The following is a 15284-nucleotide window of genomic DNA, read 5'->3' on the forward strand; positions in this document are numbered from 1 at the left end:
ATAACATATGGCACGTATAGCAGGTGTAAACTTACCGCTCAAAAAACATGTTATTATTGCTTTGCAGTCCATTTATGGCATCGGTGCCACGCGCGCAAAAGCAATTTGTCAAAATGCACAAGTTGATCCAACAACTAAAGTCAGTGATTTGACTGAAGATCAAGTTGAAGCACTACGTGCGCAAGTTGCGCAATTCGTAGTAGAGGGTGACCTTCGTCGTGAAGTGTCAATGAGTATTAAAAGACTAATGGATCTTGGTTGTTACCGTGGTATCAGACATCGTCGTGGTTTACCTGTGCGCGGACAACGTACCAAAACGAATGCACGCACTCGTAAAGGTCCAAGACGTTTAGTTAAGAAATAAATTTATAGGAATTAGTGATGGCAAAACCTTCAGTAAAAGCACGCAAGCGTGTTAGAAGAACTGTTGTAGACGGTGTCGCACACATACATGCATCGTTCAATAATACAATCGTAACTATTACAGATCGTCAAGGTAACGCGTTATCTTGGGCAACTTCTGGTGGTTCCGGTTTCCGTGGTTCTAGAAAATCTACACCTTTCGCAGCACAGATCGCTGCTGAAAGAGCAGGTACAACTGCTAAAGAGTATGGTTTGAAAAATCTAGACGTTGAAGTTAATGGTCCAGGCCCAGGTCGCGAATCTGCGGTTCGTGCGTTAAATGCTTTAGGATACAAAATCACATCTATCGTTGACGTTACGCCAATCCCACACAATGGTTGTCGTCCACCTAAGAAACGTAGAGTATAATTGGAGTATTTAAATGGCACGTTATATTGGTCCAAAATGTAAATTAGAAAGAAGAGAAGGTACAGACCTTTTCTTAAAATCACCTGCTCGTCCTTTTGAATCTAAAACTAAGCTTCATGACAAAGCACCTGGTCAACACGGCGCACGTCCTAAGAAGTTATCAGTTTATGGTACGCAGTTACGTGAAAAGCAAAAATTACGCCGCATCTATGGTGTTTTAGAAAAGCAATTTAGATCTTACTACGCAGAAGCAGCACGTCGTAAAGGTTCAACAGGTGAAAACTTGTTACAAATCTTAGAATGTCGTTTAGACAACGTTGTTTATCGTATGGGTTTTGCTGTAACTCGCGCAGAAGCTAGACAATTGGTGTCACACAGAGCGGTATTGGTGAATGGTAAATCTGTAAACATTCCTTCTTACCAATTGAAAGCAGAAGATGTTGTTACACTTTCTGAAAAAGCAAAACAACAAACTCGTGTTAAGTACGCTATGCAATTAGCAGAAAGTAACGGTTTCGTTGAATGGTTATCTGTAGAACCTTCAAAAATGGAAGGTACTTACAAACGTATCCCTGATCGCAGCGACTTGCCAGCAGACATTAATGAATCACTAGTAGTTGAATTGTATTCTAAGTAATATTATTGATTAACGTTAATATCTAGGTGAATATTTATTATGGCTGTACATGAATTATTAACGCCAAAGATTGTCGATATTAAGACAATTAGTCCTACACGTTCTGAAGTCTCGCTTGAGCCTTTAGAGCGTGGCTTTGGCCATACGTTAGGTAATGCTTTACGCCGTATTCTTTTATCTTCAATGCCTGGTTCAGCGATTACTGAATGTGAAATTGAAGGTGTTCAGAAAGAATATACTGCAGTACCTGGAATGTATGAAGACGTAATAGATCTTCTTTTGAATCTAAAAGGAATTTCTTTATCCCTTCACGATGCTGATGAAGCCTATTTGACGCTAGAGAAATCTGGCGAGGGTCCTGTCACTGCAGGCGATTTAGTGTTACCACACAATGTTGAGATTTTTAATCCTGACTATGTGATCGCTAACTTGACTGCACAAGGCTCTTTAAAATTGCGCTTGAAAGTTGAAAATGGTCGTGGTTATCAACCTGTTGCTGCTCGTGAATCTGCTTCTGAAGCGACACAGAAAATTGGTAACTTCAAGATCGATGCTTCTTTTAGCCCAGTGAGAACTGTCAGCTATAAAGTAGACACAGCACGTGTTGAACAAAGAACTAACTTAGATCGATTAATTATTAATCTTGAAACTAACGGCAGTTTAGATCCAGAAAAAGCCATTCGCGCCGCTGCAACAATCTTGCATGAGCAATTGGCTGTCTTCGTAGATTTAAAATCTAAACCAGATGTTGTTGAAGAGAAAGAAGAGCCAGTATGTGAGATCGATCCGATTTTATTGCGTTCTGTAGACGATCTTGAGTTGACTGTTCGTTCAGCAAACTGTTTGAAAGCAGAAAGCTTGTACTATATTGGCGAATTAATCCAGAAGACTGAAGTTGAACTCTTAAAGACACCTAATTTGGGTAAGAAATCTTTAACTGAAATTAAAGACGTATTGGCACAGCACGGTTTATCTTTAGGAACTAAATTGGATAATTGGCCACCTTCACACCTAGATGTGAGCAAGCCGCCAGCATAATTAAGTTACAAATTTTTAAGGAATTATTCTAATGCGTCATCGTAAATCAGGTCGTGCCTTTAGTCGCACATCAGCGCATAGAAAAGCAATGTTTAAGAACATGGCTGTTTCTATGATTGAGCATGAATTAATTAAAACAACATTACCAAAAGCTAAAGAGTTAAGATCAGTGGTTGAACCATTAATCACTTTAGCGAAAGTAGATTCAGTTGCTAACCGTCGTTTAGCATTCGCTCGTTTGCGTTCAGAAGCAGCAGTTGCAAAATTGTTCACTGAAATCGCACCACGTATGCAACAACGCCCAGGCGGTTACTTAAGAATTCTTAAGTGTGGTAACCGTGCAGGTGATAACGCGCCAATGGCTTACGTTGAGCTCGTTGATCGTGTCGTAGCACCCGCTGCTGAGTAATGATTAGTTAAATTGATAGAATAGGCCGGTTCATCCGGCCTTTTTATTGTTGGGGCAGTATGTATTTTACACATTTAAATCTCTCCTTAGCATCGAATGAATTCGATGGCCGCGCCATCACCATTGGCTCTTTTGATGGTCTTCATGTTGGACATGTGAAAATCATCAACGCTCTGAATGAGCATGCGAAAGCGCATAATTTAAAACGCACCTTAGTGACGTTCAATCCTTTACCGCCTGAGTATTTTAAAAAAGGCTCATTTCATCGTGTGATGTCGCTGCGCGATAAATTAGATTATCTTAAGACACATGATTTAGTGGATGAAGTGATTCTCATACCCTTTTCTCAAGGCATGGCGACGATTACCGCTGAGAGCTTTTTAAATGACATTTTGCTCGATACCCTTGAGATGAAAGCGCTCTTTGTGGGTAAAGATTTCCGTTTTGGGCACAAAGCTCAAGGCGACATAGAATTTTTAAGCAATGCGCTCAAAGATGATTATCATTTCAGAGCGATTGAAGACCTTGAACAAGACAACATTCGTGTCTCGTCAACAAAAATCCGTGAGTTTTTGGCCAACAATGACTTGGTTTTAGCGGAGCAATTTTTAGGCCGCCGTTATTCGCTCATCGGTAAAGTGGTGTATGGCAATCAACTTGCTCGCACTTGGGGCATGCCCACCATTAATGTTCATTTAAAGCATCATTTCCCACTGCGTGGCGTTTTCAATGTGATTGCCGATAATCTCTGTACAGGCAAGCGTTATTATGGCACTGCGAACATGGGCATGCGCCCAACGATTGATGGTAAAAAGCTCTCGCTCGAAGTGCACCTACACAATACCAATGAAAATCTCTATGGTGATCACTTCAAAATTACCTTCATCAACAAAATTCGCGATGAAATCAAGTTTAACGCTTTAGAGGATTTGCGAAAGCAAATTGAGCGTGATATAACAAATTCTTCCACTTTTTTTAAAGACTTTTCAGAATAGGTACATACTGTGAGTAAAAATAAATCTCAAGACAATGGTAATCACCAGTATAAAGATTCGTTGAATCTTCCAACGACTGACTTTGACATGCGCGCAAATCTCCCAACGAAGGAGCCAAAGTTTGTTGAGTTTTGGGAATCCATTAATTTATATGCCAAACAACGCAAAGCCTTTGAAGGCAAGCCAAAATTTGTATTGCATGATGGTCCTCCCTATGCCAACGGTGCCCTTCATTTAGGCCACTTTGTTAATAAGACGCTCAAAGACATTATTACCAAGTCTCACAGTCAATTAGGCTTTGATACGCCTTATGTACCCGGCTGGGACTGTCACGGTTTACCCATTGAATTGGTGGTTGAACGTAAATATGGCAAAGTTGGGCCAAACATGACGGCACAAGAGTTCCGTCAAAAATGTGCAGACTATGCCGCCACACAAGTGGACCTACAAAAAGCAGAATTCCAACGCTTTGGTATTTTGGGGGATTTTGATCACCCTTATTTAACGTACGATAAAAAAATCGAAGCAAACACCGTGCGTGCGTTGGCAGAAATCTATAAAAATGGCCACATGGAGCGCGGTTCTCGTCCTGTGAACTGGTGTTTAGATTGCGGCTCTTCTTTAGCGGAAGCGGAAGTGGAATATGCAGATAAAGTCTCCACAAGCATTGATGTGAAATTTGCAGTGCAAGACGTTAAAGCATTGAGTGATGCCATTGGTTTTGCCGTGACTGAGCCTGTTTCTGTCGTAATCTGGACAACCACACCATGGACATTGCCATGTAATGAAGCCGTCTCTGTGCATCCTGAATATGATTATGCACTCGTGCGCATGAATGGTGAAAACATCATTGTGGCGGCAGAATTAGTGGAAGGTTTGGCCAAACGCTGGAAAACTGAATTAGAAGTGATCCACACCTTTAAAGGTCAAGCAATTGAAAACCTAGCCTTGAGCCACTGCTTTTATGAAAAAACAGTGCCAGTGATTTTAGGTGAGCATGTTACATTAGATGGCGGTACAGGCTGCGTTCATACAGCGCCTTCTCATGGTGATGACGACTATAAAGTGGGTCTGCAATATCACTTGCCAATGGGGAATTATGTTTTAGGCAATGGTGATTATGCCTCTGATGTGCCATTGTTTGCCGGTCAAAACATCATGAATGTGACGGACAATGTGTTAGACACATTACGCAGTCACAACAATCTAGTGTTTGCCACCAAAATTGAACACAGCTATCCACATTGCTGGCGCCATAAAACGCCCACCATTTACCGTGCAACGGCGCAATGGTTCATCAGCATGGATAAAAAAGATTTACGTCAAGAGATCTTAACTGAGATCGACAAAGTTAAATTCACGCCAAGCTGGGGTCAAGCACGTTTATACGGCATGATTGAAGGTCGCGGTGATTGGTGTATCTCTCGTCAGCGTTATTGGGGCGTGCCGATTCCTTTATTCTTACATAAAGAAACCGGCGAATTGCATCCACAAACGGGCGAGTTGATGGAACAAGTGGCGGCGAAAATCGAAGACAAAGGTTTAACCGGCTGGTTTGAAGCAGACATCACAGAATTCTTAAATGCAGAAGATGCTGCAACTTATGAGAAAAACAAAGACATCTTAGATGTGTGGTTTGACTCAGGTACAACGCATTATACGGTGCTTCGTCAGCGTCCTGAATTGTCTTATCCTGCGGATCTTTATTTAGAAGGTTCGGATCAACATCGTGGTTGGTTCAACTCATCAATCTGTACTTCTGTGGCGATGGATGGCATTGCGCCTTATAAACAGTTGCTCACACACGGTTTTACGGTGGATGCACAGGGTCGCAAAATGTCTAAATCTTTAGGCAATGGTGTAGAGCCACAAGATGTGATGGACAAAATGGGTGCGGATGTCTTGCGTCTTTGGGTGTCTTCTACCGATTACCGCGGTGAAATTCCCGTGTCAGATGAAATCTTAAAACGCACATCAGAAACTTACCGCCGCATTCGTAATACCGTGCGCTTCTTATTGGCGAACACAGGCGAATTTGATTATGCCAAAGATGCTGTGCCCATGGATGAATTATTGCCATTAGATCGCTGGGTGATTGATCGTGCGCATCAATTGCAAGCTGAAATTGGTGAGCATTATGTGGAATTTGCGTTCCATAATGTGTATCAAAAATTACAAAGCTTCTGTTCAATCGATTTAGGCAGCTTTTACTTAGACATCATCAAAGATCGTCAGTACACTTGTGCGAAAGACTCTAAAGCACGTCGCTCATGTCAAACAGCTTTGCATCATGTGTTAGAAGCATTGGTGCGTTGGATGGCACCGATTTTATCCTTCACCGCTGAAGAAATTTGGCAAAACATGCGCCAAAAAGATGGCAGCCGCGAAGAATCCATCTTCTTAGCTGAATTCTACAAAGATTTAGTGCCATTAGATGATGCGAAATTTGATCGTGCCTTCTGGGACATGTTGCTCAATGTGCGCTCTGAAGTCTCTAAAGAGATCGAAAAATACCGTGCAAATGGTGAAATCGGCTCATCATTGCAATCAAATGTCACCATCTACTGTACTGATCATATGTACAATCAATTGATGCAGTTAGAAGATGAATTGCGTTTTGTATTATTGACGTCATATGCAAATGTGAAACCATTGTCTGACAATACAGAAGAGTTGCCTGTCTTGACATTAGAAGATGAGCAATTTGCCATCGAAATCTCTGTGAACCATTACAAAAAATGTGTTCGCTGCTGGCATTATCGTGAAGATGTGGGCACGCATGCAGATCATCCTGAATTGTGTGACCGCTGCATCACGAACTTAACTGAAGAAGGTGAGAATCGCAAATATGCCTAAGTCATCTTTGCCCACAAAGAAGGTCATGATCTTCTTTGTGCTTGCGATCATTGGCATTGTGGTGGATCAACTCACAAAGCTTTGGGCAACCGCTGCATTGAACAATTCTGTGATCACTGTGATTCCGGATTTTCTAGAGTGGCGCTTAGCGTATAACTATGGCGCGGCCTTTAGCTTTTTGTCGGATCACTCCGGTTGGCAGCGTTGGTTTTTCATTGCCATTGCCATCATTGCGGCGATTGTGCTCTCAGTTTTGATCATTCGACGTAAAGCCCATGAGCGCATTTTGCCTTATGGCTTTGCCTTGATCATGGCGGGTGCGATTGGCAATGTGATTGACCGCATTTGGCATGGCTTTGTGATTGATTTTATCAGTGTGCAATTTGGCAGCTATTACTTTCCCATTTTCAATGTGGCTGACATCTGCGTCTCTGTGGGTGCAGGGTTAGTCATTTTGTCCTCTTTTATTGAACGAGATGATTCACGCAATGAGTAAGAAAATTTATTTGGCCAACCCACGCGGTTTTTGTGCTGGCGTTGACCGAGCCATCGGCATCGTTGAAAAAGCATTAGAACAGTTTGGCGCACCGATTTATGTACGTCATGAAGTGGTGCACAATAAATTTGTGGTGGATGGTTTGCGTGATCGTGGCGCGGTCTTTGTGCAAGAGCTTGATGAAGTGCCGGATGATGCGATTGTGATTTTCTCTGCCCATGGCGTTTCTAAAGCGGTGCAGATGGAAGCGGATCGTCGTGGCTTAAAGGTTTTTGATGCCACGTGTCCATTGGTGACAAAAGTGCATATGGAAGTGAGCCGAGATGCAAAAAATGCGCGTGATACCATCTTAATTGGCCATGCGGGGCATCCTGAAGTGGAAGGCACGATGGGACAGTTTGATGCAGCGCATGGCGGTGAAATCTACCTTGTGGAAGATGTGAAAGATGCTGACAATCTTGTGGTGAACAATCCAGATAATGTCAGTTATGTGACGCAAACCACATTATCGATTGATGATACAAAAGAGATCATTGACCGCTTACGCGCGCGTTTTCCTGTGATTGCTGCGCCAAAGAAAGATGACATCTGTTATGCCACGCAAAATCGTCAAGATGCCGTGCGTGAGCTTTCTAAGCAATGCTCATTGATTTTTGTGGTGGGCTCTAAAAATAGCTCAAACTCCAATCGCTTGCGTGAATTGGCAGAAAAGCAGGGTGCTATGGCGTATTTAATTGATCGGGCAGAAGATATAGATCTTGCAGTCTTAAAAGATCATGATAATATTGGCGTCACCGCAGGGGCATCTGCACCGGAAGTGCTCGTTCAAGAAGTGATTGAACTGCTTGAAAAGGCAGGGGCAACCCTTGAGCACAGCATCGATGAGAATCCGGAAACCATCGTGTTTCCATTGCCTAAAGAGCTGCGCGACTAAATTCCCTAGATATTAGCAATAATATCGAACTATGATGATTAAAAAAGGACTGCTTGCAGTCCTTTTTATTATTCATTGTATGGGGATGTGTGATCAGTTCACTAAAATCATCAACATTCTGCGCACAGGTTCAGCGGCGCCCCAAAGCAATTGATCGCCCACTGTAAAGGCAGATAAATACTCATTGCCCATCTTCATTTTACGTAAGCGGCCAACCGGTACTTCAAGCGTGCCAGAAACCGCAGCCGGCGTTAATTCACGCATGGTGACGTCACGGTGATTTGGAATTACGCGCACCCAATCATTTGAGGATGTGATGATGCTCTCAATCTCAGACAACGGAATGTCTTTTTTAAGCTTCAAGGTCAATGCTTGTGAATGGCAACGCATCGCGCCGACGCGCACGCAAATGCCATCGACGGCAATGGGGCTTTGAGTGTTGAGGATTTTATTGGTTTCCACCATGCCTTTCCACTCTTCGCGGCTTTGTCCATCGGACAATTCGCTATCAATCCATGGGATTAAGTTACCCGCTAATGGCACAGTAAAATTATCTTTCGGGAAGTGATCCGCTTTTAAAAGATCAGACACGCGGCGGTCAATCTCTAAAATCGCTTTGGCAGGGGAGATGATGTCGCTCGCCATCTCTTGGCCAATAAAGTGCATTTGTTGCAAAAGTTCACGCATGTTTTGCGCACCTGCACCTGAAGCCGATTGATAGGTCATGGAGGTTGTCCATTCCACCAAATCTTCTTTAAATAAGCCGCCAAGCGCCATCAACATTAAGCTGACGGTACAATTGCCGCCCACAAATGTTTTGATGCCCTTGTTGAGCCCTTGATCAATGCTCTCGCGATTGATGGGATCAAGCACGATGATGCTGTCATTGTCCATGCGAAGGGTTGAGGCGGCATCCACCCAATAACCTTGCCAACCAGCAGTTTGCAATTTTGGATAAACATCTTTGGTGTAATCGCCACCTTGGCAGCTGACGATGATCTCTTGCGCCATTAGCGCATCGATGTCATAGGCATCGCCTAACGCACTCTCTTGCGCACCGCCCATCACAGGCGCATTGCCGCCTGCGTTAGAGGTGGAGAAAAATGTGGCGTGAATGTGTTGAAAATCGCCTTCTTCCACCATTCTTTCCATGAGCACAGAGCCCACCATGCCACGCCAGCCAACTAAACCTACTTTTTTCATTGTGTATCCTTTCCCTAATTCTTATGCGTTGAGCTCTGCGATCACTGCATCACCCATCTCTTTACAACCCACGATGATGCTATCTTTTTGAGCAATGTCACCGGTGCGAATGCCTTTTGCCAACACGCGCTCGATGGCGTCATCGATCTCTTGAGCGATGTCAGGGCGGGCAAAGGTGTATTTAAACATCATGCTGACGGACATAATGGTCGCCAATGGGTTGGCTTTATTTTGACCGGCAATATCGGGTGCAGAGCCGTGGCTTGGTTCATATAAGCCTTTATTGTTCTCATCTAATGAAGCCGATGGCAACATGCCAATCGAACCTGTGAGCATCGCTGCTTCATCGGATAAAATGTCACCAAAAATGTTGCCGGTGAGCATGACGTCAAATTGTTTTGGTGCGCGCACCAATTGCATGGCAGCATTGTCCACCAACATATGTGAAAGCGTGACATCCGGGTACTCTTTGGCCACTTCCGTGACCACATCACGCCACAATTGCGTGGTTTCAAGCACGTTCATTTTATCAATGGAGCACACACGTTTATCACGTGCTTGTGCTGCCTGAAACGCCACATGCGCAATGCGGCGGATTTCAGATTCTGAATACAACATGGTATTGAAGCCCACTTTTTCGCCATTGCGCACTTCGATGCCGCGAGGATGACCAAAGTAAATGTCGCCCGTCAACTCGCGCACGATCAAAATGTCTAAACCTGACACCAACTCTTCTTTTAATGAAGAAGCATGGGCAAGTTCTTTAAACACATGAGCAGGGCGCAAGTTCGCAAACAAGTTTAAACCTTTACGGATCGCCAATAAGCCTTGTTCAGGGCGCACATTGCGAGGCAATGCATCGTATTTAGTATCACCCACCGCACCGAGTAGCACCGCATCGGCGTTGAGTGCTTTTTCGAGGGTTTCATCAGGCAATGGCTTGCCAGTCGTATCATAAGCAATGCCGCCAATCAGCGCATTTTCTGTTTCAATGCCAAGATTGTGCTTGTCGTTCATGGTGTTTAATACACGAACGGCTTGTGCTGTGATTTCTGGACCAATACCATCACCGGGTAATACTAATACTTTCATTCAATTTCCTTATTGATTATTAATTTCGGCCTGTGTGGCCAAAGCCACCAGCACCACGTTCGGATGCTTCAAATTCATCCACCTCTTGGAAGTTTGCTTGAATGACTGGCACGATGATCATCTGCGCCAATCTCTCCCCCACTTCGATTGTAAAAGCTTGATTGCTGCGGTTCCAAGCGGATACCATTAATTCGCCTTGATAATCAGCATCAATCAAACCCACGAGATTGCCAAGGACAATCCCATGTTTTGTGCTAAGGCCAGAGCGGGGCAATACCATCGCAGCATAGTTAGGATCTTTTAAATAGATCGCCATGCCTGTTTTGACAAATGCGCTTTGACCGGGTTCTAACGTTAAGGGCTCATCGAGCATGGCACGTAAATCAAGGCCTGCTGATCCTTTTGTTGCATAGCTTGGTAATGGAAACTCAGTCCCTAAACGTTTATCTAAGATTTTGTAATCAACTACTAACACTCAAACTTCCTTTAAATAATATTTCGACCTGCTGTCATTCGATCCGCTTCATAACGATCTTGTAAGCCATATTTGTATTCGTAACTCATGACAGACTGAAACGACTGTGGCGAAATACTTAATTGCTCTAGATTATTTGTATCTGAAACGCTATCAATTTTCAAGCAGTTGTATTGATTCATCGTAAATGGGGCTTTTGGCATCCAGCCGGTGGTCAATGCTAAGAGGAACGCAAAGGGTTTTGGCATGGCGATCGCCTTTTTACGACAAAGGTGAGAATATCGCAAAACATCACGAATCATCTCTAAAAATGTCATGCGCTCAGGACCCACCAATGTGTAGGTGGCTTGCATCTCTGATTGTGTGCACATGATTTGTTCGATGGCTCGCGTCACATCACCCACATAAATGGGTTGAAATTGTGTGAACGCTCCTGGCACCATGAACATTGGGAATTTATCAATCAAACGCACCAAACCATCCAAACTTGGGGCGCGCTGACCAAACATGAAAGAAGGGCGTAGGATGGAAACTTTAATGCCGCTGTTGTTTAACGCTTCTTTGAGCGCCACTTCACCTTGCCATTTGGTATCAAAATAGACGCTGCCGCCTTTTTCAGACACACCAAGGGCGCTCATGTGAATGAAATGCTTGATGCTCGTTTGTTTGGCAAGTTCAGCATAACGCTTCACTAAATCCACGTGGGCTTTGGTGGCGCGTTTACGGTTGCCATCCATGGTGCCAACGAGGTTGATGATCACATCCGCATCATGAATGTGGTACAAAATCTCCGCATCCGTTTGTGGATAGGTTTTAAACTTCACAAATGAAAATTGACGGGTGTCTTCTTGTACATTTTTACTGCGTGAAAAAGCGATGATGTGGTTATTTTTATCTCTCGCTAATCGACTGATCACATGATAGCCCACATATCCGCTACCGCCCAAAACGATGATTTTAGACATTGATGAATCCTCCTGTGTTAGGGATAAGAACTTGTCCATTCTAGCGAAAGGGGGGTAAGGCGTAAACTAAATCAGGCGTTATTTCCATGTGCTTTGACCAAAGCGGATAAATGGGCAAAATGTGGGATGATTTTGCCCATACCATTTTGACAATAAACGCGTTAAAATCAGGAGATTCGACAAATTAATAATAAAGGAGTCTGTATGCGTCGTTATTTTGGGACTGATGGAGTGCGTGGCCGCACAGGCGAGCTACCGATGACGCCAGATTTTATCTTACGTTTAGGCTATGCAGCTGGCAAAGTGTTGGCCAGGGAAGGCGCGCGCGTATTGATCGGCAAGGACACGCGCATTTCAGGCTACATGTTTGAATCGGCATTAGAAGCGGGCTTAACCTATGCAGGCGTGGGCGTGGCTTTAACAGGCCCGATGCCAACGCCAGCGATTGCGTATTTAACCCGTACCCTTGATACATCTGCCGGTTGTATGGTGTCAGCGTCCCATAATCCCTATTTTGACAATGGCGTCAAATTCTTTGGGGAAGATGGACAGAAATTAGATGATGCTTTAGAGCTTGAGATTGAGCGACATTTAGATGAGCCACTGGTGCCGGTCAATCCCGATGGCTTTGGCCGCGTGCGCCGCATTACAGATGCTGCAGGGCGTTACATTGAGTTTTGTAAAAGCTCTGCCCGTGATCTGAATTTGCGCGGCATGAAGATTGTTCTAGATTGTGCCAATGGTGCCACTTATCACATTGCACCATACGTATTTACAGAGCTTGGCGCGAAAGTGATCGTGATTGGCAATGAGCCAAATGGTTTTAACATCAATGATCAAGTGGGTTCGACGCAGCCTGCGGCGCTTCAGAAAAAGGTGCTTGAAGAAAAAGCTGATTGTGGCATCGGGTTTGATGGTGATGGTGATCGTTTAGTGATCGTCGATGGTAAAGGCGTTGTGTACGATGGTGATGCCATTTTGTATTTGATCGCAACACACCGCAGAGAAAAGCAGATTGTGGCCACCATCATGAGCAATTTAGGGTTTGAACATGCCCTTAAAAATGAAGGCATTGAATTGATCCGCGCAAAAGTCGGTGATCGCTATGTGCTTGAGCAGTTAAAGCAGCACAATCTAACATTGGGCGGTGAAAGTTCAGGGCACATCATTTGTATGGATAAACACACCACAGGTGATGGCATCATTGCTGCACTGCAGGCATTGCAAGCGATTTTGGATAAAAATATGACGATTGCAGAATCCTTGCAGCACATTCCTAAATCCACCCAAACCATGATCAATGTACAACTCAAAGATCGCACCGGTTGGGATACAGATGTTGTCAAAGCTGAGATTGAACAGGTGGAGAAAGCGTTAGGGGATAATGGCCGCGTGCTCATTCGTCCATCCGGTACAGAGCCCGTTGTGCGCGTGATGGTGGAGAGTTTTGATGTGGCAGCTTCTAAAAAATATGCCGAAAGCCTTGCAAACCTCATCAAAAATCAGAAATAATAGACGAATGCCCCGGTAGCTCAGCAGGATAGAGCGTTCCCCTCCTAAGGGAAAGGTCACATGTTCGAATCATGTTCGGGGCGAAAGTTTTCATAAGCCATTGACTACACAAATTTTCAATTAAAGAGTAAAATAACTCCTCTTTGGCTTTTAGGAAATTATCCATGGATAAGCAGCTCGCCGTTATTTTCAAAATAATGGGAATGTTAATGATGGGTTTTAGTTTTACCTTTTTGATTCCGGTGGGAATCTCCTTTATCTACTCAGACGATCAAGCGCGCTATTTTCTCGCCGCTTTTGTCAGCACTTTCTTGCTCGGTGGGCTTTTATGGCTCCCGTATCGTAAGAGCAATTACGAGCTCAAAACACGACATGGATTCATCATTGTGGCGCTCTTCTGGAGCGTTTTAAGTTTGATTTGTGCCGTGCCCATCTATCTTTCAAAAGAACTCAACATCTCCTTTGTGCATGCCTTTTTTGAAGCGACCTCAGGCTTTACCACGACGGGCGCAACAGTGCTTGAGCATCTTGAAACTTTGCCAAAATCCATTTTATGGTACAGAACGCAACTGCACTTTTTTGGGGGCATGGGGATCATCATCTTAGCTGTGGCCATTATGCCGCTTTTAGGCATGGGCGGTATGGCGCTTTTTAAGGCAGAAGTGCCAGGACCCATGAAAGAGGAAAAACTCACGCCACGCATTGCGCAAACGGCACGTAACTTATGGTTCGTGTACATCGCCCTGATGGCGGCATGTATCCTCAGTTATTATGTGGCAGGGATGAATCTTTTTGATGCCATCACCCACGGCTTTTCCACTGTGGCAACGGCAGGTTTTGCGAATTATGATGACAGTTTTGGTTACTTTAACAGCGAGCTCATCAATTGGATTGCCATCTTTTTTATGTTCATGGGTGGGATCAACTTTACACTGCACTTTTTAGTGTTTCGTGAAAAAAGCATCAAACGTTATTTTCAGAACTTTGAGCTTCGCACTTTCTTCTTTGTCTCCCTTGGCGCGTCGGTGATTGTGGCATTGACGCTGCATTATTTTTCTGTGTTTGAAGGCTGGTATGATGCATTTGTCAATGCCTTTTTCACTGTGATCGCCATGATCACCACCACCGGTTTTCTCATCAATCCTTTCAGCGATTGGCCCACATATTTACCCTTGTTATTGATCTTTTTATCTTTTATGGGCGCATGTGCTGGCTCCACCACAGGTGGGATTAAGATGATTCGCATCATTTTATTGTGCAAACAAGCCCACAGCGAGATCAAACATCTCATTCATCCACGGGCAGAGCTGCCAGTGCGTGTGGATGGTAAAGTGATTCCCGTCTCCATTTTAGCGAGCATCTGGGCATTTGTGGTGCTCTATGGTTTATCCACGGCCGTTTTAACTTTGGTGATGATTGGTTGCGGCTTAACGCCTTTAGATGCATTCTCCGCGGTGGCAGGTTGTTTAAACATTACAGGTCCCGCCTTGGGATCGATTGCCAACAACTACTCTTCCATCAGTGATGTGGGTTTATCTGTCTTAAGTTTTACGATGTTGTTAGGGCGATTAGAGATCTTCACCATCTTTGTATTATTGACGCCAAGCTTCTGGCGCAGTTAGTTGTGCACAAAGTTATCAACAGCATCTGTTTGATGGTTTTTAGGTGAGGATAACGATTAAATCAATCACTTAACTTTAAGTTAATCCATTGATTTTATTGAGTAAATTATTTGTGTTTAATCTTTAGGCGTTCGCTTGACTCACTGATGATAGGCGGCGTTTGAGCCCCTCTCCACAAGATATGCACATAATTATCCACAGGCTATGTGGATAGATTGCGGATAACACAATGCCCGAGGTCATCGGGCACTGTTTGCATGTCATGAAAGATTGAAGCTT

15 protein-coding genes and 1 tRNA gene are annotated in these 15284 nt (G+C 44.0%); 12 read left to right on the plus strand and 4 right to left on the minus strand.

Annotation, left to right across the window (positions count from 1 at the left end):
* The first annotated feature begins 7 nt into the window (after positions 1-7).
* The 9 genes from rpsM to ispH are packed head-to-tail and all read left to right on the plus strand — an operon-like array spanning position 8 to position 8136.
* On the plus strand, positions 8-364 hold the full coding sequence (gene rpsM, locus B9T10_RS06275; protein ID WP_008315905.1) for a 30S ribosomal protein S13: 357 nt from the start codon (positions 8-10) through the stop codon (positions 362-364).
* A 17-nt stretch (positions 365-381) separates the two neighbouring features.
* The gene (gene rpsK, locus B9T10_RS06280) at positions 382-771 is read left to right on the plus strand and encodes a 30S ribosomal protein S11 (protein WP_008315903.1); all 390 of its coding nucleotides are present in this window, start codon (positions 382-384) and stop codon (positions 769-771) included.
* A 13-nt stretch (positions 772-784) separates the two neighbouring features.
* Positions 785-1408 carry a 30S ribosomal protein S4 gene (rpsD, locus tag B9T10_RS06285; RefSeq protein WP_008315900.1) on the plus strand — a complete coding sequence of 208 codons (624 nt, stop codon included), beginning with the start codon at positions 785-787 and terminating at the stop codon, positions 1406-1408.
* 39 nt (positions 1409-1447) lie between these two features.
* Positions 1448-2446 carry a DNA-directed RNA polymerase subunit alpha gene (locus B9T10_RS06290; protein WP_008315899.1) on the plus strand — a complete coding sequence of 333 codons (999 nt, stop codon included), beginning with the start codon at positions 1448-1450 and terminating at the stop codon, positions 2444-2446.
* Between the two features lie 31 nt (positions 2447-2477).
* Positions 2478-2855, plus strand: a complete 378-nt coding sequence (gene rplQ / locus B9T10_RS06295) for a 50S ribosomal protein L17 (RefSeq protein WP_008315898.1) — start codon at positions 2478-2480, stop codon at positions 2853-2855.
* 59 nt (positions 2856-2914) lie between these two features.
* Positions 2915-3850, plus strand: a complete 936-nt coding sequence (gene ribF / locus B9T10_RS06300) for a riboflavin biosynthesis protein RibF (RefSeq protein WP_094538096.1) — start codon at positions 2915-2917, stop codon at positions 3848-3850.
* Positions 3851-3859: 9 nt separating this feature from the next.
* The gene (ileS, locus tag B9T10_RS06305) at positions 3860-6706 is read left to right on the plus strand and encodes an isoleucine--tRNA ligase (protein WP_094538097.1); all 2847 of its coding nucleotides are present in this window, start codon (positions 3860-3862) and stop codon (positions 6704-6706) included.
* Positions 6699-7202 (plus strand): signal peptidase II, encoded by a 504-nt coding sequence (lspA, locus tag B9T10_RS06310; RefSeq protein ID WP_008315895.1) that lies wholly within the window; start codon positions 6699-6701, stop codon positions 7200-7202. Before ileS ends, lspA begins: the two co-directional genes overlap by 8 nt.
* A complete protein-coding gene (ispH, locus tag B9T10_RS06315) occupies positions 7195-8136 on the plus strand; it encodes a 4-hydroxy-3-methylbut-2-enyl diphosphate reductase (protein WP_063504129.1) in 942 nt (313 codons plus the stop codon). The genes lspA and ispH overlap by 8 nt, the downstream gene beginning before the upstream one ends.
* A 93-nt stretch (positions 8137-8229) precedes the next feature.
* On the opposite strand, the gene asd is transcribed toward ispH, so the two are convergent.
* From asd to B9T10_RS06335, 4 genes are read right to left on the minus strand one after another with little or no spacing between them, the layout of a single operon-like run.
* On the minus strand, positions 8230-9339 hold the full coding sequence (gene asd / locus B9T10_RS06320) for an aspartate-semialdehyde dehydrogenase (protein ID WP_063455561.1): 1110 nt from the start codon (positions 9337-9339) through the stop codon (positions 8230-8232).
* Between the two features lie 21 nt (positions 9340-9360).
* On the minus strand, positions 9361-10431 hold the full coding sequence (gene leuB / locus B9T10_RS06325) for a 3-isopropylmalate dehydrogenase (protein WP_008315892.1): 1071 nt from the start codon (positions 10429-10431) through the stop codon (positions 9361-9363).
* A gap of 19 nt (positions 10432-10450) precedes the next feature.
* Positions 10451-10906, minus strand: coding sequence for a dUTP diphosphatase (gene dut / locus B9T10_RS06330; RefSeq protein WP_094538098.1), 456 nt, complete (start codon positions 10904-10906; stop codon positions 10451-10453).
* Positions 10907-10917: 11 nt separating this feature from the next.
* Positions 10918-11871 (minus strand): NAD-dependent epimerase/dehydratase family protein, encoded by a 954-nt coding sequence (locus tag B9T10_RS06335; protein ID WP_008315888.1) that lies wholly within the window; start codon positions 11869-11871, stop codon positions 10918-10920.
* 204 nt (positions 11872-12075) lie between these two features.
* On the opposite strand from B9T10_RS06335, the gene glmM reads away from it, so the two are divergent.
* From glmM to B9T10_RS06350, 3 genes are all read left to right on the plus strand, one after another.
* Positions 12076-13383 (plus strand): phosphoglucosamine mutase, encoded by a 1308-nt coding sequence (gene glmM, locus B9T10_RS06340; protein WP_008315886.1) that lies wholly within the window; start codon positions 12076-12078, stop codon positions 13381-13383.
* A gap of 9 nt (positions 13384-13392) precedes the next feature.
* A tRNA-Arg gene (locus tag B9T10_RS06345) sits at positions 13393-13466 on the plus strand.
* A gap of 126 nt (positions 13467-13592) precedes the next feature.
* Positions 13593-15005: a TrkH family potassium uptake protein gene (locus B9T10_RS06350; RefSeq protein ID WP_008315883.1), complete on the plus strand. Its 1413-nt coding sequence runs from the start codon at positions 13593-13595 to the stop codon at positions 15003-15005.
* Positions 15006-15284: the final 279 nt, after the last annotated feature.

This window comes from Wohlfahrtiimonas chitiniclastica (assembly GCF_002252325.1).
Lineage (GTDB): Bacteria > Pseudomonadota > Gammaproteobacteria > Cardiobacteriales > Wohlfahrtiimonadaceae > Wohlfahrtiimonas > Wohlfahrtiimonas chitiniclastica.